We start from the raw sequence: 22,061 nt of genomic DNA on the forward strand, positions 1-22,061 counted from the left end.
GTCCTATCGGTTCGCGGCGGGCGTATCCGCCCGCCCGGTGTTCGCGGGCGTGTCCGCCCGTCCATTGTTCGCGGGCGCCGGGGCCCCCGGGTTGCTGGTCCCCGGCGTCTCGGGGACCTGCGCCAGGACCGCGTCGGCGTCCTTGGCGCGGTAGAAGGTGTAGGACAGCGTGATGGTGCTCACGTCGTCCATGTTGGGATCGTCGGCGATCGCCGGGTCGACGAAGAACGCCACGGGCATGTCGACGATCTGACCGGGTTGCAGGACCTGCTCGGTGAAGCAGAAGCACTCGATCTTGTTGAAGTAGGAGCCGGCCTTGGCCGGCGTCACGTTGTACACCGCCGTGCCCACGGTCGGCTGGCCGGTGCGGTTCTCGGCGCTGTAGCTGGCGAGATAGGTCTCGCCCACCTTCAGCGTCACCGCCCGCTGATTCGGGTGGAAGGCCCAGGGCAGGGAGGCGTTGACGTCGGCGTTGAAGCGGACATGCACCGTGCGCTCCAGCACCTCGCCGGCGCCGGCCTCGGCGCGCTGGGTGGTGCCGCCGTAGCCCGTGACCTGGCAGAACAGGGTGTAGAGGGGCACCGACGCGTAGGCGAGCCCGATCATCCCGGCCACCAGGCCGAGAAGGGACACCATCACCCTGCGGTTGCGCCGCCGTGTGCTGTCATCCATCAGTTGCCGCCCATCCGCACCAGGGTGATCGCGTAGAACAGGGCGACCAGCCCCAGCAGCACCGCCAGCACCGCCAGGTTGCGCCCGCGCAGCTTCTTGCGCCGCTCGTCGTGGTCGTTCATGGGGGTCGGGTCCGTTCTTGCCTGAAGGGTCATGGCAGCACGCCCGCCACCGCCTGCTCCCCCACCAACAGGGCGAACAGCATGAACAGGTAGAAGATCGAGAAGGCGAACATCTGCTTGGCCGGCCGGTCGTCGCGCGACCGCAGCACGCGCACCGCGCACAGCACGAAGAGCCCGCCCAGCGCGCACGCCCCCACCAGATAGGCGAGGCCGGCGATGCCGACGAACCACGGCGCCACCGCCACCGGCAGCAGCAGCAGCGTGTACAGCAGCATCTGCCGCTTGGTCGCCTCCGGCCCCTGCACCACCGGCAGCATCGGCACGCCGGCGCGGGCGTAGTCGCTGCTGCGGAACAGGGCAAGCGCCCAGAAGTGCGGCGGCGTCCACAGGAAGATCAGCAGGAACAGGAGGATGCCCGGCAGGTCCACGGTCCCGGTCACCGCCGCCCAGCCGATCATCGGCGGGAAGGCACCGGCGGCGCCGCCGATCACGATGTTCTGCGGCGTGCGGCGCTTCAGCCACACGGTGTAGACGAACACGTAGAACAGGGTGGCCAGCGCCAGGATGGCCGCGGCCACCCAGTTGACGGCGACGCCCATCACCAGCACCGCGGCGGCCGCCAGCACCACGCCGAAGGCCAGGGCGTCGTCGGCGTCGACCCGGCCCGACGGGATCGGGCGGCGCACGGTCCGGCTCATCACCGCGTCGATGTCGCGGTCGTACCACATGTTGATGGCGCCCGCCGCCCCGGCGCCGACGGCGATGCACAGCACCGCCACCGCCGCCAGCAGCGGGTGGATGTGGCCGGGCGCCACCACCAGCCCGGCGAAGCCGGTGAACACCACCAGCGACATCACCCGCGGCTTCAGCAGTTCGACGAAATCGCCGGCGGTTGCCGCCGACGCCCGTTGTTGTTGGACGGTGATATCCGTCATGTCCCTTCCCTCCGGTCTTCCGGGGCCCGCCCCCGAACGCCATCTAGGGCGCGCAGGGGCGGTCTGCCATCTCTGGAGTTCGCCTTACTTCACCTGGGGCAGGGTCTCGAAGGCGTGGAACGGCGGCGGCGAACTGACCGTCCACTCCAAGGTGGTGGCGGTCGGGCTCTCCCAGTAGGCGGCCGACACCCGCTTGCCGGAGGTCAGCGTGCGGATGGCGATCCACACGAACAGCAGGGTCGAGGCGAAGGCCAGGTAGGCGCCGATCGACGAGACCATGTTCCAGCCGGCGTAGGCGTCGGGGTAGTCGGGGATGCGCCGCGGCATCCCGGCCAGACCCAGGAAGTGCTGGGGGAAGAAGATCAGGTTGACGCCGATGAAGGTCGTCCAGAAATGCACCTTGCCCCAGAACTCGGGGTACTGGCGGCCCGACATCTTGCCGATCCAGTAGTACCAGCCGGCGAAGATCGAGAACACCGCGCCCAGCGACAGCACGTAGTGGAAGTGGGCGACGACGTAGTAGGTGTCGTGCAGGGCCACGTCCATGCCGCCGTTGGCCAGCACCACGCCGGTGACGCCGCCGAGGGTGAACAGGGCGATGAAGCCGACCGCCCACAGCATCGGCGTCTTGAACTCGATCGAGCCGCCCCACATGGTGGCGATCCACGAGAAGATCTTGATGCCCGTGGGCACCGCGATGATCATCGTCGCCGCCGTGAAATAGGCCTTGGTGTCGACGTCGAGGCCGACCGTGTACATGTGGTGGGCCCACACCACGAAGCCGACGACGCCGATGGCGACCATGGCGTAGGCCATGCCGAGGTAGCCGAACACCGGCTTCTTGGAGAAGGTCGAGATGATGTGGCTGATGATGCCGAAGGCCGGCAGGATCATGATGTAGACTTCGGGGTGGCCGAAGAACCAGAACAGGTGCTGGAACAGGATCGGGTCGCCGCCGCCCTCGGGATTGAAGAAGCTGGTGCCGAAGTTGCGGTCGGTCAGCAGCATGGTGATGGCGCCGCCCAGCACCGGCACGGCCAGCAGCAGCAGGAACGCGGTCACCAGCATGGCCCAGACGAACAGCGGCATCTTGTGCAGCGTCATGCCCGGGGCGCGCATGTTGAAGATGGTGGTGATGAAGTTCACCGCACCCAGGATCGACGAGGCGCCGGCCAGGTGCAGGGCGAAGATCGCCATGTCGACCGACGGCCCGCCATGCCCCGTGACGCTGGACAGCGGCGGGTAGATGGTCCAGCCGGTGCCGGCACCGGTGCCCACGAAGGCCGAGCCGAGCAGCAGCATGAACGCGGGAACGATCAGCCAGAAGCTGATGTTGTTCATCCGCGGGAAGGCCATGTCGGGCGCGCCGATCATCAGCGGCACGAACCAGTTGCCGAAGCCGCCGATCAGCGCGGGCATGACCACGAAGAACACCATGATCAGGCCGTGGGCGGTGATCAGCACGTTCCACAGCTGGCCGTCGGCGACGAACTGCATGCCCGGCTCCTGCAGCTCGGCGCGCATGATCACCGAGAACAGGCCACCGATCAGCCCGGCGATCACCGAGAAGATCAGGTAGAGCGTGCCGATGTCCTTGTGGTTGGTGGAGAAGAACCAGCGCGCCACGAAGCCCGGCGTGTGGTCGTCGTGGTGTGCATCGCCGTGCGCGCCGGCATCCGCTCCCGTGTGGGGAGGAGTGCTCCCCGTGGTTCCGTTGCCCATCTCTCGTCCCTCTCGTCGGCCTGCGGCCGTCCTGTCATCCCGGCCCGAGGCCGTTCTTTGTCCCGTTCCGCCCCGGGGCGGCCGTGTGGTGCGCCGTGCGGCGATGCGCCGGCGGCGCGCGGCGTCAGCGCGCGGTCTGCGCCTGGGCGACCTCGCGGTCGACCGGCGTCGCGTCCGGCGTGCCGAAGGCGACCTTGGCCTGCTCGACCCACTGGGCGAACTTCTCCTTGGAGACGGCCTCCACGGTGATCGGCATGAAACCGTGGTTGACGCCGCAGATCTCGGAGCACTGGCCGTAGTAGACGCCTTCCTTCTCGATCCGCACCCACGTCTCGTTCAGGCGGCCGGGCACGGCGTCCTTCTTCACGCCGAAGGCCGGCATGGCCCAGGAGTGGATCACGTCGCCGGCGGTCACCTGCACCCGCACGGTGGTGTCCACCGGCAGGACCACGCGGTTGTCGGTTTCCAGCAGACGGGGCTGGCCCGGCTTCAGGTCCTCCTCCTGCACCATGTAGCTGGAGAAGGCGATGTTGCCATGGTCCGGGTACTCGTAGTCCCAGTACCACTGCCGGCCCGTGACCTTGATCGTCATCTCCGCCTCGGGCACCTGCTCGAGGAAGTAGAGGACGCGGAACGACGGCACCGCGACCACCACCAGGATGATCACGGGGACGACCGTCCAGGCCACCTCGAGCAGCGTGTTGTGGGAGGTCTTGGTCGCCGTGGGGTTGCGCTTGGCGCTGAAGCGCACCATGGCATAGCCCAGCAGCGCCAGGACGAAGATCGAAATGACCGTGATGATCACCAGCAGCAGGTTGTGGAAGCTGGTGAGCTGGTCCATGACCGGGGTCGCGTTGTCCTGCAGCCCCATCTGCCAGGGCCGGGGCTGATCGGCCAGTGCGCCCGACAATCCGCCCCACAAACCGAACGCGCCAGTGAGCGCCGCCACGCCGGCGGCGCGGATGGTGTGCCTCTTCATCCCCAACCCTTCTCGTTGCCGTGGCACCGCGCGGCCCACGGACATCCCGTCCCGTGAACCCTTCCGTCCGCCCATTATTGGCCCCGGTGGCGGGGCGTGGCCGGGCGTGTCCGGCGGGTCGTCTTAGCGTCGCGAAAAAATACCCACAATCGTGCGGCAAATTCCCGCATGTTCAAATTTAGCCCTTTCGCGCCACGGCTTACAAGGCTTTCCGATGGGCGGAGGCCGGGCCTTGCCGCACAGCGAAAAGCCCTGCAAACCGCCGGTTGGCGCCGGACCGATTGTTGACCGTCGGAGTGGGGTTTGTAGTGCGACAGGTTGCCGCAGAGCAAGCGGGATGGTGCCACCCGGCACTTTTTGGCGAGGCCGCCGGGCGGCGTCGCGGAGGCCCGTGCGGGCCCTGCATGGCCGCCCGCCGGGCGGTGGTTGCGGACTCGGCGCCGTCCCGCTTGCTAAGAGCGATCCGCAGTCGCTAACTTCCCCGCTCAATTCGGTGGGAGACTGTTCGGTGCGGTACGTCAGCACGCGGGGCGTGGCCCCGGCCCTGGGCTTCGAGGACGTCCTTCTGACCGGGCTGGCCCGAGACGGCGGGCTCTACGTGCCGGAGGCCTGGCCGCAGCTGTCGGCCGCCGACCTCCGGGCCATGCGCGGCCAGCCCTACGCCGAGATCGCGGCGCGGGTGATGCTGCCGTTCCTGGGTGGGGCGATCGCCGAGGACGCCTTCCGCGCCCTGGTGCGCGATGCCTACGCCGCCTTCGACCATGGGGCGGTGACGCCGCTGGTGCAGCTCGACCAGCGCACCTGGGTGCTGGAGCTGTTCCACGGTCCGACGCTGGCCTTCAAGGACGTGGCGTTGCAGCTTCTGGGCCGGCTGTTCGACCATGTGCTGGCCCGGCGCGGCGAGCGGGTGACGGTGGTCGGCGCCACCTCCGGCGACACCGGGTCGGCGGCGATCGAGGCGTGCCGCGACCGCGCCAACGTCGACATCTTCATCCTCCACCCGCGTGGCCGCACCTCGGAGGTGCAGCGCCGGCAGATGACCAGCGTGCGGTCGCCCAACGTGCACAACATCGCCGTGGACGGCACCTTCGACGACTGCCAGGACCTGGTGAAGGCGATGTTCAACGACGCCGCCTTCCGCGACCGCCTGGGCCTGTCGGCGGTGAACTCCATCAACTGGGCCCGCATCATGGCCCAGATCGTCTACTACGTCGCCGCGGCGGTGGCGCTGGGGGTGCCCGACCGGCCGGTGTCCTTCGTCGTCCCCACCGGCAATTTCGGCAACGTGTACGCCGCGTACGGCGCGCGCGCCATGGGGCTGCCGGTGGAGCGGCTGGTGGTGGCCTCCAACTCCAACGACATTCTCGCCCGCTTCTTCGCCAGCGGGTCCATGGAGACGGTGCCGGTCACCCCCACCTTGAGTCCGAGCATGGACATCCAGATCTCGAGCAACTTCGAACGCCTCCTCTTCGACCTGCACGGCCGTGACGGCGCCGCCGTCGAGCGGTCGATGCGCCGCTTCCGGGCGGAGGGCCGGTTCGCCGTCACCGACGCCCAGCTCCGCGATGCGCTGGCCATCTTCGACGCCCACCGCGTCGACGAGGACGCCACCATGGCGACCATCGCCGGGGTGTGGCGCACCACCGGCGGCTACGCCGTCGACCCCCACACCGCCGTCGGCATCGCCGCCGCACGGGCCGCCGCCGGCGACGGCGCCACGCCCACCGTCGTGCTGGCCACCGCCCACCCCGCCAAGTTCCCCGACGCGGTGGAGGCGGCCACCGGCCGGCGTCCGGCCCTGCCGCCGCGCCTGGCCGACCTCTACGATCGCGAGGAGCGCCTGGACGTGCTGCCCAACGACCTGGCGGCCATCCAGGGCTTCGTCACCCGCCACGCCCGCGCCGCCACGGAGTCCGCATGAGCAGCGTCCGCATCACCACCCTGTCGAACGGCCTCCGCGTCGCCACCGACTCCATGCCCGGCGTCCAGTCCGTGTCGCTCGGCTGCTGGGTCGGCGTGGGCACGCGGAACGAGGCCGCGGCCGTCAACGGCGTCGCGCACCTGGTCGAGCACATGCTGTTCAAGGGCACCGCGCGGCGCTCCGCCTTCCGCATCTCCGAGGAGATCGAGAACGTCGGCGGCCAGCTCAACGCCTACACCACGCGCGAGCACACCGCGTACTACGCCAAGGTGCTGCACCAGGACACGGCGCTCGCCCTCGACATCATCGCCGACATGCTGCAGCACTCCGTCCTCGACGAAGAGGAGCTGGTGCGCGAGCGCACCGTGGTGCTGCAGGAGATCGGCCAGGCCGCCGACACCCCCGACGACATCATCTTCGATCATTTCCAGGCCACCGCCTTTCCCGACCAGGCCCTGGGCCGTCCGGTGCTCGGCTCCGCCGAGATCGTCGGCGCGCTGCCGCGGGCGGCCCTGGTGGACTACGTCGGGCGCCACTATTCCGGTCCGTCGATCGTGCTCGCCGCGGCCGGCCGGGTGGACCACGACCGCTTCGTCACTCTCGCCGAGAAGGCCTTCGCCCGGCTGCCGTCATCCGGCGCCGCCACGGTGGAGGCGGCGCGCTACGTCGGCGGCGACTACCGCGAGGAGCGCGACCTGGAGCAGCTCCACATCATGCTTGGGTTCGACGGCGTGGGTGTGCACGATCCCGACTACTACGCGCATTCGGTGCTGTCGACGCTGCTGGGCGGCGGGATGTCGTCCCGCCTGTTCCAGGAGGTGCGGGAGAAGCGTGGCCTCGTCTATTCGGTGTACAGCTTCACCAGCGGCTACCGGGACGGGGGCATCTTCGGGGTCTATGCCGGCACCGGCGACGAGGAGATCGGCGAGCTGATCCCGGTGGTCTGCGAGGAGATCCGCAAGGTCGGCGACGAGGTCACCGAGGACGAGGTCGCCCGTGCCCGCGCGCAGATCAAGGCCGGCACCCTGATGGCCCTGGAGAGCAGCATGTCGCGTTGCGAGCAGCTCGGCCAGCAGCTCCTGGTCTATGGCCGCCCGGTTCCGGTGGAGGAGGTGGTCGCCCGCATCGACGCCGTGGACCGGGAGGCGGTCTGCCGGTCGGCTCACCACCTGCGGCGCTGCCGGCCCACGGTGACGGCCCTGGGCCCGCTGGCGCGGCTGGAAAGCTATGACCGCATCGCCGCCCGCCTCGGCTGAGGCTCGTCGATGATGCGCCTGCTGGGAAGCGGGCTCATCGGTCCGCCGGCGGTCCGCCTCGACGGGCCGCGGTGCTTCATCCGGCCGCCGCTGCCGCGGGACTGGCGGGACTGGGCGGATCTGCGCGCCGCCTCGCGCGGGTTCCTGTCGGCGTGGGAGCCGACCTGGCCGGCCGACGCGCTGACGCGCACCGCCTTCGCCCGCCGCCTCCGGCGCCAGGCCCAGGAGTGGCGCGACGACGAGGGGTACAGCTTCCTGGTGTTCGAGCGTGACGGCGGCCGCCTGGTGGGCGGCATCGGCCTCTCCAACGTGCGCCGCGGCGTCGCCCAGATGGCCACCCTGGGCTACTGGGTGGGGCAGCCCTTCGCCCGCGCCGGCTACACCTCGGCCGGGACGCGTCTGGTGCTGGATTTCGCGTTCGGCCAGTTGGGCCTGCACCGCGTCGAGGCGGCGTGCCTGCCGAACAACGCACCGAGCCGGGGCCTGCTGGAAAAAGTGGGATTCACCCACGAGGGCTACGCCCGGGGCTATCTCCGCATCGACGGCACGTGGCGCGACCACGTTCTCTACGCAATCCTTCACGAGGAGTGGCGTGGCTGACCGACCCGCCGAGGGGTGGGGCGCCATCGAAAGGGTTGGGACCGCCCCTCCTGCGCGGCGGCCCTGGGCCGTCCCTTAAACAAGGCTTAACCCTTGGCGACTACCATTCCAGGCAACAAACGCTCCATATCAGAGGCTGTTATGGCAGAAAAGTTCACCTGGACGCGCGAGTCGTCCCACCATTTCGCGCTGCACGGCGGCAGCCGACGACTCGATCTGCGCTACGAACCGGCCGGTTTCCAAAGCGGTTGGGCGGTGTACGACGGCCCGACCCTGGTCGACCGGCAGGCGGAATTCATGCAGGCCCGGGGCGTCGCCCTCCAGGTCGCTATGGGCGGCGCCTGATCCTCCCCCTCCGGGGTGACCGGCCTGGTTGGCCCGGGCGGTGTTCGTCGTGAAGGCAGCGTCGTGAAGGCGGCGTCGTAAGATGGACGGCGTGGATGGGCGGCGGGCGCGACGACGGCGCCGGCCGCGGCCGGAGCCCGTGCCGTCAGGCGTGGCCGGCTTCGCCGGAGAGCATCGACACGTTGACGCCGAGCTTGGCGATCGAGCGTTCCCATTTGGTGTCGAGGTCGAGGTCGAACAGCAGGTCCTCGTCGCACGGCACGTTGAGCCAGCCGTTGGCCTGGATCTCCGAATCGAGCTGGCCGGCGCCCCAGCCGGCGTAGCCCAGCAGCAGCAGGCTCTGCTTCGGACCGCGGTCCTCGGAGATCGCGCGCAGGATGTCGATGGTGGCGGTCAGCGCCACCTCGTCGTCGACCAGCAGCGTCCCCTCGCGCACGTAATCGGTGGAATGCAGGACGAATCCGCGCCCGGACTCCACAGGGCCGCCATAATGCACGGGCATGGTGGCGGTGGCGGCGGCGTGCTCGATCGCCAACTGGTCGAGCAGGTCGTTGAAGGTGATCGAGCCGAACAGCTTGTTGACGACGAGGCCCATGGCGCCGTCGGCGTTGTGGGCGCAGATGTAGATGACGGTGCGCTGGAAGCGGGGATCGGTCATCGTCGGCATCGCGATGAGGAGCTGGCCGGTCAGGTACTCGGGAGGCTTGGTCGAGTACGGCATGGGCGGTTATCCTTCTCTCCTGGGCGGCGTCGCCCCGGGGCTCCGGGGCCTTCGTCCGCCATCGCTGGACCAGACGGCAAGGACCGGAACGTGCCACCGATCCTAAACGGCGGACATCACCGCATCGTTACCAGATAGAGAACTGTGCCCGCGATGAAAAGGTTTGCCCACCTCCTGCGGTTTCTCCGGCCGGCGGCAGCGGCGTTGCCGGCGGCCCTCGCGTGTGCGGTCGCGGTCGGGGGTGCGGCCGCGCCTGGCCCGGCGCTGGCCGCGGCCGGAGCGTGGAGCGCCGCCGGCCCCGTCGAGGCGCGGCTGATCGCCGCGGTGGAGGCGACGGGCGACCGCGAGCGCATCCCGTTGGCGCTCGAGGTCCGGCTCGAGCCGGGCTGGAAGACCTATTGGCGCAGCCCCGGCGACGCCGGGCTGCCGCCGCGGCTGTCCTGGGACGGCTCGACCAACCTGGCCGCCGCCGCCGTGGGCTTCCCGGCGCCGCACCGCTTCACCACCTTGGGCATCGAGACGGTCGGCTACGACGGCGCGGTGGTCTTCCCCATCGGCGCGCGGCCCGAACGGGCCGGCGCCCCGCTCGACCTCAGGGCCGCCGTCGACCTGCTGGTGTGCGCCGACCTGTGCATTCCCCAGCGGGTCGACGTCGCGCTGACGCTGCCCGCCGGCCCGGCGACCCCCGGGCCCGAGGCCAACGCGGTGGCGCGGGCCGAGGCCAGCGTGCCGGGCGACGGCCGGGCCGCCGGGCTGGAGATCCGGGCGGCCGGGGCCGAGGGGGCGGTGCTGGTGCTCCAGGTGGCCGGCCGCGAGACCCTGGTGGCGCCGGATGCCTTCGTCGAGATGGACCCGCCGGTCGCCTTCGCCGCCCCGGTGGTCACCTATTCCGACGGGGACCGGCTGGCGACGCTGCGCCTGGAGGTGCCGGACGCGCCGCCGGGCCTGGACCTCGCCGGGCGCGCCGCCACCGTGACGGTGGTCGACGGCGCCCGGGCGATGGAGGCCGCGGTCACCGTCGGCGCCGGGCTGCCGGTCGGCGCCGACGGCGGGCCCGCGCGGACGGCGCCGATGCCGTCCCTGCTGCCCATGCTGGCGGTGGCCCTGCTGGGCGGGCTGGTGCTCAACCTGATGCCCTGCGTGCTGCCGGTGCTGTCGCTGAAGCTGGTGTCGGTGGTGGAGCACGGCGGGGCAGGGCGGGCGCCATCGACGGTCCGCGCCGGATTCCTGGCGACCGCGGCGGGAATCGTCGCCTCGTTCCTGGCCCTCGCCGCCGCCATGGTGGCCCTGAAGGCGGCCGGTGCGACGGTCGGGTGGGGCATCCAGTTCCAGCAGCCGCTGTTCCTGGTCTTCATGGTGGTGCTGGTCGCGCTGTTCGCCGCCAACCTCTGGGGCCTGTTCGAGATCCCGCTGCCGCGCCTGGTCGCCGACGCCCTGGCCGGACCGGAGGAGGGGCAGGGCCTGGCCGGCCCCTTCGTCACCGGCGCCTTCGCCACGCTGCTGGCGACGCCGTGTTCGGCGCCGTTCCTCGGCACCGCGGTGGGGTTCGCCCTGGCCAACGGGCCGCTGGAGATCGTCGCCGTGTTCGCGGCCCTGGGCGTCGGCCTGGCGCTGCCCTACCTGGCGGTCGCGGCCGTCCCGGCGGTGGCGCGTCTCCTGCCGCGGCCCGGGCGCTGGATGCTCGTGCTGCGCCGGGTCATGGGTGTGGCGCTGGCGCTGACCGGCGTCTGGCTGCTCGGCGTCCTGGCGGTGCAGGTGGGCGACACGGTGGCCGGGCTGGTGGCCACGCTGATGGTGGCGCTGTGGCTGGCGCTCTGGCTCGGCCGCCGCCTCCATGGCCGGATGCGGTGGGCCGGCGCGGCGCTGGCCGCCGCGGTGGCGGTGGCCGCCTTCGCCGTGCCGGCGCAGTACGGCCAGGAGGCCGATGCCGCACCGGTGGCCGGGGTGGCGGACTGGGCGCCCTTCGACGCGGCGGCGATCCCCGGGCTGGTGGGCGACGGGCGCACCGTCTTCGTGGACGTCACCGCGGACTGGTGCATCACCTGCCAGGCCAACAAGAAGCTGGTCGTCGACCGCGGCGCCGTGGCCGAGCGTCTGCGCGGTGGTGCCGCGGCCGCCGCGGCGGGGCCGGGCGGGATCGTGGCCATGCGGGCGGACTGGACCCGGCCGGACGACGGGATCTCGGCCTACCTCGCCCGCTACGGGCGCTACGGCATCCCCTTCAACATCGTCTACGGGCCGGGCGCGCCGGACGGCATCATCCTGCCGGAACTGCTGAGCGAGGGCGCGGTGATCGATGCCCTCGACCGCGCCCGCCGGACGCCATAGGCCGTTCCGCCAGGCGGGAGGGCGGCGAGAGGCCTTGCCGCCCCCAGGGGGCGCCCTCTAGAACCTGAACCGTGCCGCCACCCCGGCGGGCACCAACGCAGGGAGCGAGACACCATGTCCATTCAGGTCGGCGACACCATCCCCTCGGTCACCTTGAAGCACCTGACCGACAACGGCATGCAGGAGATCTCCACCGACACCGTCTTCAAGGGCAAGACGGTCGTGCTCTTCTCCGTCCCCGGCGCGTTCACGCCGACCTGCTCGGCCAAGCACCTGCCGGGCTTCGTGCAGCAGGCCGAGGCGCTGAAGGCCAAGGGCGTCGACACCATCGCCTGCGTCGCCGTGAACGACCCCTTCGTCATGAAGGCGTGGGCCGAGAAGGGCAACGTCGACGGCAAGGTGCTGATGCTGCCGGACGGCAACGCCACCTTCACCGAGGCGCTCGGCCTGACCATGGACGGCTCGGGCTATGGGCTGGGCACCCGCGGCCAGCGCTTTGCGCTGATCGCCGAGGACGGCAAGGTGACCCACGTCGCCGTCGAGGCGCCGGGCAAGTTCGAGGTGTCCTCGGCCGAGGCGATGCTGGCCGCTCTGTGACCCGGTCGGCGCCGCGGCGCGGGGGCGTTCGCGGCGCCGGTCCGACCGGCCTCAGGCCGCCCTGGACGCGGCGTCCCGGATGCGCCGCCACAGGTGTTCCGGCGTCGCCGGCATGTCGACGTGGGCGATGCCGTACTCCGACAGGGCGTCGACCAGGGCGTTGACGATGGCCGGCGGGGCGCCGATGGCCCCGGCCTCGCCGGCGCCCTTCATGCCCAGGGCGTTGGTGGTGCAGGGCACGGCGTTCAGCGCCACCGTGATCGGCGGGGCGTCGTCGGCGCGCGGCAGCCCGTAGTCCATCAGCGATCCGGTCAGCAGCTGGCCCGAGTCCGGGTCGAACACGACCCGCTCCAGCAGCGCCTGGCCGATGCCCTGGACCACGCCGCCGTGGATCTGGCCCTTCAGCAGCAGGGGGTTCACCACGGTGCCGAAATCGTCGACCACGGTGTAGCGCACCACCGCCGCGGCGCCGGTGTCGGGATCCACCTCGACCTCGCAGACGTGGCAGCCATTGGGGAAGGTGTCGGCCGGCGGTGACCAGCGTGCCCGCTCCGAAAACGCGACCGATCCCGCTCCGGCCGCCCGCTCCGCCACCTGGGTCAGCGACACCGAGCGGTCGGTGCCGGCGACCGTGAAGACGCCGTGCGCGAACTCGATGTCCACCGCGGCGGTCTCCAGCATCTCCGCGGCGGTGTCCGTGGCCTTCGCCACCACCATCTCGATGCCCTTCGACAGCGCGGCGCCGCCCACCGGCACCGAGCGCGAGCCGCCGGTGCCGCTGCCCCACGACACCCGGTCGGTGTCGCCCTGCACCACCTCGATGGCCTCGGGTGCCAGGCCGAGGCGGTCGGCGAGGATCTGCTTGTAGGCGGTCTCGTGCCCCTGGCCGTTGGACTGGGTACCGATCATCAGGACCGCCCGCCCGTCCTTGAGGATCTCCACCGTGGCCTGTTCCGGGCCGCCGCCGGCGCATGCCTCGATGTAGGTGGCGATGCCGACGCCGCGGCGCCGGCCGCGGGCCCGCGCCTGCGCCTTGCGGGCGGCGGCCCCGTCCACGTCGGCGAGGCGGAGCGCGTCGTCCAGGTTCCGGGCGAAGTCGCCGCTGTCGTAGGTCTTGCCCAGCGGGGTGGCGTAGGGCATGGCGTCGGGCGGGATGAAGTTGCGCCGGCGGATCTCCGCCGGGTCGAGGCCGATGGCGCGCGCCGCGTGGTCGACCGAGCGTTCCAGGGCGTAGGCGGCCTCGGGCCGGCCGGCGCCGCGGTAGGCGTCGACCGGCTGGGTGTTGGTGTAGACCCCCTTGACCCGGACGTGCAGCGCCGGGGTGCGGTAGCTGCCGGCGAACATCGGCGCGTGCAGGTCGGTCGGCACGAAGGGCGCGTAGTTGGAGAGGTAGGCCCCCATGTTGGCCAGGGTCTCCACCCGCAGGGCCAGGAACCGGCCGTCGGCGTCCAGCGCCAGCGCGGTGCGGGTCTGGTGGTCGCGGCCGTGGTCGTCGCTCAGGAATCCCTCGGTGCGCTCGGCCGCCCACTTCACGGGGCGATTCAGCCGGCGCGCCGCCCACAGGCAGACCACGTATTCCGGGTACATGAACAGCTTCATGCCGAAGCCGCCGCCGACGTCGGGGGTGATGACGCGGATGCGGTCCTTGGGCAGGTGGAAGATGCTGTCGGCGAGCTGGGCGCGCATGCCGTGCACGCCCTGGCTGGAGACGGTGAGGACGAGGCGGCCCGTCTCCTCCTCCACCGCGCCCACGCAGGCGCGCCCTTCCAAGGGGCTGGCGACCACCCGGTTGTTGACGAGGTCGAGGGTGACGACCCGGTGGGCCGCGGCGAAGGCGGCCTCCACCGCCGCCGCGTCGCCCATCTCCCAGTCGAAGGCGAGGTTGCCCGGCGCCTCCTCCCACAGCTGCGGCCGGCCGGGCTCCAGCGCTTCGGCAAGCCCGGTCACGGCGGGCCGATCGTCGTAGTCGACGGCCACCGCCTCGGCGGCGTCGCGGGCCGCGTCCAGGCTGTCGGCCACCACCACCGCGACGGGGTCGCCGACGTGGCGCACCCGGCCGCGCGCCAGCACCGGGCGCGGCGGCGTCGCCATGGCGCTGCCGTCGCGGTTGCGCACCGTCGCCTGGCAGGGGATCGGGCCGATGCCGTCGCCGTCCAGGTCGGCGATGGTGAACACGCCCAGCACCCCGGGCATGGCCGCCGCATCCGCGGTGTCCACGCCGCGCACCAGCGCGTCGGCATGGGGCGAGCGCACGAACGCCGCCCAGGTCTGCCCGGGCAGCGTCACGTCGTCGGTGTAGCGGCCGCGTCCGGTGAGCAGCCGCGGATCCTCGGTGCGGGGAACGGCCTGGCCGATGCCGAACTTCTGCATGGTGGGGGCCTCGTCGCGGTTGCCGGGCGGGGGGTGCCGGGCGGGGGGTGCGGGGCCGCAGGATATGTCGCTTCGCCGGCCTGCGAAACCCTCCTCACCATCATCCGGCTTGCCATGGCGGCCGGCCGCCCCACACTCTTGACCCATGTGCGGACGGATCCTCCTGGCGACGCCGGTCGCCGAACTGCAGCGCCTCTTCGGCTTCCAGGAGCGGCCGAACCTGGCGGCGCGCTACAACATCGCCCCGACCCAGCAGGTGGCGGGGGTGCGCCTGGACGCCGGCGTGCGCCGCTTCGCGTCCCTGCGCTGGGGCCTGGTGCCCGGGTGGGCGAAGGACCTCTCGGTCGGCGCGCGGATGATCAACGCGCGGGCGGAAACGATCGGCGACAGGCCGGCCTTCCGCAGCGCCTTCCGGCAGCGCCGCTGCCTGGTGATGGCCGACGGTTTCTATGAATGGCGGGCCGCGGCCGCGGGCGGGCGCAAGCAGCCCTTCGTCATCCGCCGCCCCGACCGGGGGGCCTTCGCCCTGGCCGCGCTGTGGGACCGCTGGACCGGCCCGCAGGAGCAGCCGCTGGCGGCGCCCCTGGAGACGGCGACCATCGTCACCACCGCCGCCAACGCCACGCTGGCCGGCCTGCACGATCGCATGCCGGTGGTCCTCGACCCCGCCGACTGGGAGGCCTGGCTCGACCCCGCCACGCCGTTGCCCGCGGTTGTGGCCCTGCTGCGGCCGGCCCCCGACACCATGCTGGACGCCCGTCCTGTCTCGACGCGCGTCAACAGCGTGCGCAACGACGACGCGGCCTGCGCCGAGCCCCTGCATGACCAGCCATCCCTCGTGTAGGAGCGCCGCGCTGCCGGCCCTGCCCGTGGCCCTGCTGGCGGCCCTGTTGATTGGCGGTGCCGCCCCGGCGCTCGGCCAGGGCCGCGGCGGCACCGCCAACCACCCGAACCAGCGGATGGCCGGCGCGGCGGTGGCGCTGGAGGGCGACCTGGTGAGCGTCGCTGGCACGCCGGTCCGGCTGATGGGCATCGACGCCCCCGATCCCGGCCAGATCTGCCGGAACCGCTACGGCAGCCCCTTCGACTGTTTCCGCATCGCCACGGCGGTGCTGAACACCATGGTCCAGGGCAACGAGGTGGATTGCGTGGTGGCCGAGCGCGACCGCAACGGGCAGCTTCTGGGCGAATGCCGCATCCGCGGGGTCAACCTTGGCGCGGCGATGGTGGCGCGCGGTTGGGCCTTCGCCTACCGCAGCCTGAGCGGGGCCTACCAACGGACCGAAGCCTACGCCCAAAGCAAACGCCTTGGCCTTTGGTCGGGGCAGGTGGAGAAACCGTGGCAGTGGCGCTCCCGAAAGGTGCGCGAGGATGCGCGCTGACACCTGCCCGCCAGGGGGAGGCGACTCGGCCGTTTTTTCGGTTCGCGGCGGTTGGACGCCGTGATAAGTTAACAAGCGATTAACCGCCCTGGACGGGTGGTGACCATCGGTTCGAGACGGCAGGACATGCGAGTCTATTCACGACAGATCCACGAGCATCTGCCCTATCTGCGCCGGTATGCGCGCGCCCTGGCCGGGGCGACGGATCGGGGCGACGACCTGGTGACCCAGGCGGTCGAGGTGGCGGTGATGGCGCCGACCCGCTTCGGCCTGGGCGAGGGCTCGCGGGCGGCGCTCTACGCCCTGCTGCACCTGGTGTTCGACGAGGAGGGCGGGAGCCCGGCGCCGTCGCCGCACCCCATCGAGCGGGCGCTGGCCCTGCTGCCGGAGGAGCAACGCCGGGTCTACCTGCTGGCGACGCTGGAAGGGCTGTCGATCGCCGAACTGGCGCCGGTGATGCAGATGCCCGCGGGCGACGCGGCGGAGACGCTGACCCGGGCCCGCGAGGCGGTGCGCGACGCCCTGACGCAGCGGGTGCTGGTGGTCGAGGACAACCCCATCCTGGCCATGGAGATCGGCTCGGTGGTGTCGGACATGGGGCATGTGCTGTGCGGCACCGCCTCCAACGAGCGCGAGGCGCTGGACCTGCTGGAATCGGCACACCCCACCCTGGCGCTGCTGGATGTCCGCCTCGCCGACGGCGACAACGGCATCGCCATCGCGCGGCGCCTGCGCGCGCGGCGCTCCCTGCGCACCATCTTCGTCACCGCCTTCGACGGCGATCTGGAGGAGTTCGGGGCGCGCCACCTCGGGCAGATCGTGCGCAAGCCGTTCACCGGCGCGGCCATCCGCGACGCCATCTCCCGCGTCGTCTTCATGCCGACCCCGGTCGCCCTGGCCTGACCGGGGCGGGGTGTCCCGAGGCTGGCCCGACGGGGCCGGCAACGGAACAGGCGGCGCCCCCGGAGGCGCCGCCTGTTGCGATGTGCTGTCGTCCTGCCGGGCCAGCCGTGGCGCCGGATCAGACGGTCCGGCGGCCGGCGATCATCCGGTAGAGGGCGAGGATGATGAACGCGCCGACGATGGCGCCGATGAGGCCGGCCCCTTCGCCCGCGTTGTACCAGCCGATGGCGGCGCCGAGCCAGGTCGCCAGGAAGGCGCCGGCGATGCCGAGCAGCGTGGTGACGATGAAGCCGCCGGGATCGCGCCCGGGCATCAGCAGCTTGGCGATGACGCCGGCGATCAGGCCGATGATGATCGTCCAAACGATTTCCATACCGCTACTCCTTGAAGCAAGTCCGTGTCCGTGTCTGCGGGTACAACGGCGCGGGCGGCGGTTTGTTCACCGGTTCCGGCGACGCGGTGGGAATAGTGGCCGGCCCGGCGGCTCACCCGCGCAGGCGGGCGATGTTCTCGGCGTAGCGCTGCGGCCCGCCGGCGAAGGTCGCGGTGCCGGCGACCAGCACGTCGGCGCCGGCCTCGATGGCGAGGCGGGCGGTGTCGGCGTTGATGCCGCCGTCCACCTGGAGGTCGATCGGCCGGCCCAGGGCGTCGATGCGCCGGCGCAGTTCGCGGATCTTGGGCAGCTGCGAGGCGATGAAGCTCTGGCCGCCGAAGCCGGGGTTCACCGTCATGATCAGCACCAGGTCCAGCTCCTCCAGCACATGGTCGAGCGCGGCGAGCGGCGTCGCCGGGTTGAGCGAGACCCCGGCCTTGACGCCGAGGCTCTTGACCAGCTGGACGGTGCGGTGCAGGTGCGGCCCCGCCTCGGCGTGGACGGTGACGATGTCGGCGCCGGCCCTGACGAAGTCGGGCACGTAGGGGTCGACCGGGGCGATCATCAGGTGGACGTCGAAGACCCGGGCGGAATGGGGGCGCAGCGCCTTCACCACGGCCGGGCCGATGGTGATGTTGGGGACGTAATGGCCGTCCATCACGTCGATGTGGATGTAGTCCGCGCCGGCCGCGTCGATGGCGCGCACCTCCTCGCCCAGCGTGGCGAAATCGGCGGACAGGATGGACGGGGCGATCTTGACCGCGGCCATGGCAACCTCCTGGTGGCGAACGGCGCCTCAGATAGCATCTTCGCGCCGGCTTCCCAAGGGGCGGGTGAGCGGTTCGGCGGCCCGCCGGGTCAGCCCGCCGCCAGATAGGCGCGGCAGCCCGCCAGGGACACCAGGCGGGGGTAGTCGAGTTCGTCGACGTGGCGGCCGAAGCGGGTCTCCAGCTTCAGCACGAAGTTGAGGAAGTCCACGGAGTCGAACTCGAACTGGTCGCGGAACGGCTGTTCCGGGTCGAGGGCGGCGAGGTCGGCGTCCGGAGCGACGGCGTGCAGGGCGTCGAGCACGGCGCGGTCGACGGCGGCGGGGGCGGTGGCGGTGTCCATGCAGGGTCTCTTCCGTTCGCGGGAGCCACGGTGCATCCTGAAAGCCGAACCGTCGCCGGAACGACGGGCGAAAGCAAGCCGCCGGCGGGGGTGGCGAAACGACAAAATTCGGGCGCGGGGCGCTGCGCCAGGGAGGCGGTCATGGCCGTGCGCGCGTTGGAGGCGCTGTTCCACCCGACGGGGATGGTGCTGGTGGGCGACCCCGACGACCCGGTGACACGGGCGGCTGCGCGGAACCTCCCGGCCGCCGGCGGCGGGCCGGCCCTGGCGGTGCGCCGCCTGGGCGACCTCGCGGCGGCCGTGCCCGCGCTCTGCCTGCTCGTCGCGCCGCCGGAGCGTGCCGCCGGCCTGGTGGCGGAGGCCGGAGCGCGCGGCGCCCGGGCCGTCCTGCTGCTGGGCGCGCATGCGACCGACCCCGGCCAGGGCGCGGCGATCCGCGCCGCCGCCAAGGCGCACGGGGTGCGGGTGGTCGGCCCCGGTTGCCTGGGGGTGGCGGTTCCGGGCCGGCGCCTGGTGGCCGGCGCCTTCCACCGCCCGCCGCCGGCCGGCCACGTCGCCCTGGTGGCGCAGTCGGGCACCCTGGCCGGCGCGGTGCTGGACTGGGCGGTGCGCCGCGACGTCGGCTTCTCGCACGTGGCGGTGCTGGGCGACCAGGCCGATGTCGGGTTCGCCGACGTCGTCGACCACCTCGCCGCAGAGGCGGGGTGCCGGGCGATCCTGCTGGCGCTCGACCGCCTGACCGACGCCCGGCGCTTCCTGTCGGCAACCCGGGCGGCGGCGCGGATCAAGCCGGTGATCGTGCTGCGCACCGGCCGCCACGACACCACGGACGGCACGCCCGACGCCGTCTACGACGCCGCCTTCCGGCGCTCGGGCGCGCTGCGCGTGCGCACCCTGGAGAGCCTGTTCGACGCCCTGGGCACCCTGGCGTCCGAGGCGCCGCTGCGCGGCGACCGGCTGGCCATCGTCGCCAACGGACGGGGCATCGGCCGGCTTGCCGCCGATGCCCTTGGCGACCAGGTCAACCCCGGCGGGGTCGGCCGCCTGGCCCGCCCCGAGGGGGACGCCAACCCTCTCGACCTCGGCGAGGGGGCGGACGGCGCCGCCTACGCCGCGGCCGTGCGCCGCCTGTGCAGCGACCCCGCCGTCGACGCGGTCCTGGTGGTCCACGCGCCGACCGCCCTGGCCGCCGCCGGGGAGGTCGCCGGCGCCGTGGCCGGTGTCGGGATCGGGGCTGCCGGGTCGCGGCCGGTCCTGGCGAGCTGGCTGGGCGAGGACGACGCCGGGCGCGCGGCGGCCGATCTGGCCCGCGCCCACGTCCCGGTCTACGACACCCCGGACCGCGCGGTGCGTGCCTTCCTGCACCGGGTGCGCCACCGGCGCGGCCAGGAACAGTTGATGCGCACGCCGCCGGCGCTGCCCGACGGACCCGCCGTGGACACCGCCGCCGCCGCCGTGGCCGTGGCGGCCGGCGACGCGGCCGGTCTGCTCGCCGCCTACGGACTCGATGTGGCCGGACTCGGTGCGGCCGGTGCGGCGGCGGTGGGACCCGAGTTGGCGGTGCGGGTGGCCGGCGACCCGGTGTTCGGCCCGGTGCTGTGGATCGACGCCGTCGCCGTCCTTCCGCCCCTCGACTTGGCGCTGGCACGGGACACCCTGTGCCGGGTGCCCTGGGTCGGCGCCCTGGCCGCGCCGGGGACGGCGGCGGCGGTCGACGCCGGAGCGGCGCTGCTGGTCCGGCTGGCCCGCCTGGCGCAGGAGCGGCCGGAGGTGGCGCTGTTGGAACTCCGGCCCTTGCGCCTCGGCCCCGGTGGGCCCTGGATCGGCGCGGTGCGGCTCGACCGCGCGGCGCCGGGGGCGGTCCACGCCGCGCCGGCGATCCGTCCGTACCCGCGCGAACTGGAGGCGCCGCTGGCCCTGGCCGACGGCCGGGTGTTCCAGGTGCGCCCCCTGGTGCCCGAGGACGAACCCGCCCTGCAGGCGCTGTTCGCGCGGCTGACCGCCGACGAGATCCGCCTGCGCTTCTTCGCGCCGATGACCGAGCTGGCCCACGCCACCGCCGCCCGGATGACCCAGCTCGACTACGATCGCGAGATGGGGTTGGCGGTGGCCGGGCCGGGGACGCCCGGGGCGGCCGAGCTGCACGGTGTCGCCCACCTCTCGGCCGACCCCGACGGCGAGCGCGGGGAGTTCGCGATCATGGTCGCCCACGACATGGCCGGCCTGGGCTTCGGGCCGGTGCTGATGCGGGGCCTCCTCGATCACGCCCGGGGGCGCGGCGTGGGCGAAGTGTTCGGCGAGGTGCTGCTGGAGAACCGCGCCATGCTGCGCCTGTGCCAGGCCCTGGGCTTCACGCGCCGCCGTTCGCCCGACGACCCGGGCGTGGTGCACGTGGCTTTGGCGCTGTGATGCAGGAGGCCGCCATGGACCCGCGGGCCGACCCCTGGGAGGAGGAGCGCCGCGCCCTGGCGGGCCCCGGCGGCGCCTTCAACATCGGCTGGGCGGTCGCCGACCGGCACGTCGCGCGCGGCGCCGGCGCGGCCGAGGCGGTGCGCTGGCTGGACCGCGGCGGCGTGACCGCGCGGCTCACCTACGCGGCCCTGGCCGAGGCGAGCACGCGCTTCGCCGACGCCCTGCGTCGGGCCGGAGTCGGGCCGGGGGCGGTCGTGGCGACGCTGCTGCCGCGCCGGCCGGAGCTGGTGGTCGCCACCCTGGGGGCGCTCAAGGCCGGCTGCGTGGTGGCGCCGCTGTTCGCCGCCTTCGGGCCGGAGCCGTTGCGCGACCGTCTCGCCCGCGGCGCCGCCCGGGTCGTCGTCACCAGCGAGGCCCTGTGGCGGCGCAAGGCGCCCGCCGGCCTCGACCCGGCCCCCCTGGTGCTGACGGTGGAGGCGCTGCCGGCGCTGCTGGCCGCCGCCGACCCGGCCGCCGCCGTGGCGCCGACCCGGCCGGGCGACCGGGCGCTGCTGCATTTCACCAGCGGCACCACCGGCGCGGCCAAGGGGGCGTTGCACGCCCACGAGTCCCTGGTGGTCCAGCACGCCACGGCACGCCGCGTCCTGGGGGTGCGGGAGGGGGACGTCTTCTAGTGCACCGCCGACCCGGGCTGGGTGACCGGCACGGTCTACGGCCTGTTGGCACCGCTGTCCTGCGGCGCCGTCCTGGTGCTGGACGAGGGCGGATTCGACCCGGCACGGTGGTACGGGGTGATCGAGGGCCAGCGCGTCGCCGTGTGGTACAGCACGCCGACCGCCGTCCGCCTGCTGATGCGCGCCGGCAACGCGCTGGCGCGGCGCCACGACCTCGCCAGCCTGCGCCACCTCGCCTGTGTCGGCGAACCGCTCGACGCCGAGGCGGTGCGCTGGAGCGCGGCGGTCCTGGGCCGGCCGTTCCACGACACCTGGTGGCAGACCGAGACCGGCGCGATCATGCTCGGCACGCCGGCCGGGGAGGAGCCGGAGCCGGGCGTCCTCGGCCGGGCCGTGGCCGGCGTGGCGGCGGCGGTGGTGCGGCGCCGGCCCGGTGGGGTCGACGTGCTCGAGGGCGCGGCGGCGGAGGGGGAGCTGGCGCTGCGGACGCCGTGGCCGTCGCTGTTCCGCGGCTATCTCGGCGAGCCGGAGCGCACCGCCGCCTGCTTCGCCGACGGCTGGTACCTCACCGGCGACCTGGTGCGGCGCCTCGCCGACGGGCGCTGCGTCTTCATCGGCCGGGCCGACGACGTGATCACC

General features: G+C 72.7%; 20 protein-coding genes and 1 pseudogene. 11 read left to right on the plus strand and 10 right to left on the minus strand.

Features of this window, described 5'->3' with window-relative positions:
* Positions 1 to 3: 3 nt before the first annotated feature.
* The 5 genes from AC6H2I_RS06230 to coxB form a co-directional block, all read right to left on the minus strand.
* Positions 4 to 672: a cytochrome c oxidase assembly protein gene (locus tag AC6H2I_RS06230; RefSeq protein ID WP_497499718.1), complete on the minus strand. Its 669-nt coding sequence runs from the start codon at positions 670 to 672 to the stop codon at positions 4 to 6.
* Positions 672 to 794, minus strand: a complete 123-nt coding sequence (locus AC6H2I_RS06235) for a cytochrome c oxidase system small membrane protein (protein ID WP_497499719.1) — start codon at positions 792 to 794, stop codon at positions 672 to 674. Before AC6H2I_RS06235 ends, AC6H2I_RS06230 begins: the two co-directional genes overlap by 1 nt.
* A gap of 29 nt (positions 795 to 823) precedes the next feature.
* Entirely contained in the window at positions 824 to 1,729 is a 906-nt protein-coding gene (cyoE, locus tag AC6H2I_RS06240; protein WP_497499720.1) for a heme o synthase, read from the minus strand.
* 84 nt (positions 1,730 to 1,813) lie between these two features.
* Complete coding sequence (gene ctaD / locus AC6H2I_RS06245) at positions 1,814 to 3,451, minus strand: cytochrome c oxidase subunit I (RefSeq protein WP_497499721.1); 1,638 nt, start codon at positions 3,449 to 3,451, stop codon at positions 1,814 to 1,816.
* Positions 3,452 to 3,575: 124 nt separating this feature from the next.
* Complete coding sequence (coxB, locus tag AC6H2I_RS06250; protein WP_497499722.1) at positions 3,576 to 4,430, minus strand: cytochrome c oxidase subunit II; 855 nt, start codon at positions 4,428 to 4,430, stop codon at positions 3,576 to 3,578.
* A gap of 508 nt (positions 4,431 to 4,938) precedes the next feature.
* Between coxB and thrC the strand changes: the two genes are divergently transcribed.
* The 4 genes from thrC (at position 4,939) to AC6H2I_RS06270 (ending at position 8,552) form a co-directional block, all read left to right on the plus strand.
* A complete protein-coding gene (gene thrC / locus AC6H2I_RS06255) occupies positions 4,939 to 6,351 on the plus strand; it encodes a threonine synthase (RefSeq protein WP_497499723.1) in 1,413 nt (470 codons plus the stop codon).
* Positions 6,348 to 7,607, plus strand: coding sequence for a M16 family metallopeptidase (locus AC6H2I_RS06260; protein ID WP_497499724.1), 1,260 nt, complete (start codon positions 6,348 to 6,350; stop codon positions 7,605 to 7,607). The genes thrC and AC6H2I_RS06260 overlap by 4 nt, the downstream gene beginning before the upstream one ends.
* 9 nt (positions 7,608 to 7,616) lie before the next feature.
* Positions 7,617 to 8,207, plus strand: a complete 591-nt coding sequence (locus AC6H2I_RS06265; RefSeq protein WP_497499725.1) for a GNAT family N-acetyltransferase — start codon at positions 7,617 to 7,619, stop codon at positions 8,205 to 8,207.
* Positions 8,208 to 8,348: 141 nt separating this feature from the next.
* The gene (locus AC6H2I_RS06270; protein ID WP_497499726.1) at positions 8,349 to 8,552 is read left to right on the plus strand and encodes a hypothetical protein; all 204 of its coding nucleotides are present in this window, start codon (positions 8,349 to 8,351) and stop codon (positions 8,550 to 8,552) included.
* A 145-nt stretch (positions 8,553 to 8,697) separates the two neighbouring features.
* Here AC6H2I_RS06270 and AC6H2I_RS06275 read toward each other — a convergent pair whose 3' ends face one another.
* Positions 8,698 to 9,273 carry a YqgE/AlgH family protein gene (locus AC6H2I_RS06275; protein ID WP_497499727.1) on the minus strand — a complete coding sequence of 192 codons (576 nt, stop codon included), beginning with the start codon at positions 9,271 to 9,273 and terminating at the stop codon, positions 8,698 to 8,700.
* A 153-nt stretch (positions 9,274 to 9,426) separates the two neighbouring features.
* Here AC6H2I_RS06275 and AC6H2I_RS06280 point away from each other — a divergent pair, with 153 nt between their 5' ends.
* Complete coding sequence (locus AC6H2I_RS06280; RefSeq protein WP_497499728.1) at positions 9,427 to 11,601, plus strand: protein-disulfide reductase DsbD family protein; 2,175 nt, start codon at positions 9,427 to 9,429, stop codon at positions 11,599 to 11,601.
* Between the two features lie 114 nt (positions 11,602 to 11,715).
* Positions 11,716 to 12,198 (plus strand): peroxiredoxin, encoded by a 483-nt coding sequence (locus AC6H2I_RS06285; protein WP_497499729.1) that lies wholly within the window; start codon positions 11,716 to 11,718, stop codon positions 12,196 to 12,198.
* Between the two features lie 51 nt (positions 12,199 to 12,249).
* Here AC6H2I_RS06285 and AC6H2I_RS06290 read toward each other — a convergent pair whose 3' ends face one another.
* A complete protein-coding gene (locus AC6H2I_RS06290) occupies positions 12,250 to 14,568 on the minus strand; it encodes a xanthine dehydrogenase family protein molybdopterin-binding subunit (RefSeq protein WP_497499730.1) in 2,319 nt (772 codons plus the stop codon).
* A gap of 145 nt (positions 14,569 to 14,713) precedes the next feature.
* Between AC6H2I_RS06290 and AC6H2I_RS06295 the strand changes: the two genes are divergently transcribed.
* The 3 genes from AC6H2I_RS06295 to AC6H2I_RS06305 all read left to right on the plus strand — a co-directional run bounded on the left by AC6H2I_RS06295 (position 14,714) and on the right by AC6H2I_RS06305 (position 16,853).
* Positions 14,714 to 15,412, plus strand: coding sequence for an SOS response-associated peptidase (locus tag AC6H2I_RS06295; protein WP_497499731.1), 699 nt, complete (start codon positions 14,714 to 14,716; stop codon positions 15,410 to 15,412).
* Positions 15,390 to 15,950 (plus strand): thermonuclease family protein, encoded by a 561-nt coding sequence (locus AC6H2I_RS06300; protein WP_497499732.1) that lies wholly within the window; start codon positions 15,390 to 15,392, stop codon positions 15,948 to 15,950. Before AC6H2I_RS06295 ends, AC6H2I_RS06300 begins: the two co-directional genes overlap by 23 nt.
* Positions 15,951 to 16,076: 126 nt before the next feature.
* Positions 16,077 to 16,853, plus strand: a complete 777-nt coding sequence (locus tag AC6H2I_RS06305) for a PhyR family response regulator anti-anti-sigma factor (protein WP_497499733.1) — start codon at positions 16,077 to 16,079, stop codon at positions 16,851 to 16,853.
* 118 nt (positions 16,854 to 16,971) lie between these two features.
* Here the strand turns inward: AC6H2I_RS06305 and AC6H2I_RS06310 are convergent, their stop codons facing one another.
* From AC6H2I_RS06310 to AC6H2I_RS06320, 3 genes are all read right to left on the minus strand, one after another.
* Positions 16,972 to 17,226 (minus strand): GlsB/YeaQ/YmgE family stress response membrane protein, encoded by a 255-nt coding sequence (locus tag AC6H2I_RS06310; protein ID WP_497499734.1) that lies wholly within the window; start codon positions 17,224 to 17,226, stop codon positions 16,972 to 16,974.
* 112 nt (positions 17,227 to 17,338) lie between these two features.
* Positions 17,339 to 17,995: a ribulose-phosphate 3-epimerase gene (gene rpe, locus AC6H2I_RS06315; protein WP_497499735.1), complete on the minus strand. Its 657-nt coding sequence runs from the start codon at positions 17,993 to 17,995 to the stop codon at positions 17,339 to 17,341.
* A gap of 89 nt (positions 17,996 to 18,084) precedes the next feature.
* Positions 18,085 to 18,336 (minus strand): acyl carrier protein, encoded by a 252-nt coding sequence (locus tag AC6H2I_RS06320; RefSeq protein ID WP_497499736.1) that lies wholly within the window; start codon positions 18,334 to 18,336, stop codon positions 18,085 to 18,087.
* Between the two features lie 141 nt (positions 18,337 to 18,477).
* Here AC6H2I_RS06320 and AC6H2I_RS06325 point away from each other — a divergent pair, with 141 nt between their 5' ends.
* Entirely contained in the window at positions 18,478 to 20,745 is a 2,268-nt protein-coding gene (locus AC6H2I_RS06325; RefSeq protein ID WP_497499737.1) for a GNAT family N-acetyltransferase, read from the plus strand.
* Positions 20,746 to 20,759: 14 nt separating this feature from the next.
* Positions 20,760 to 21,929, plus strand: a pseudogene (locus tag AC6H2I_RS06330) (AMP-binding protein); the annotation flags it as partial.
* Positions 21,930 to 22,061: the final 132 nt, after the last annotated feature.

This window comes from Azospirillum sp. NS33 (genome assembly GCF_059703765.1).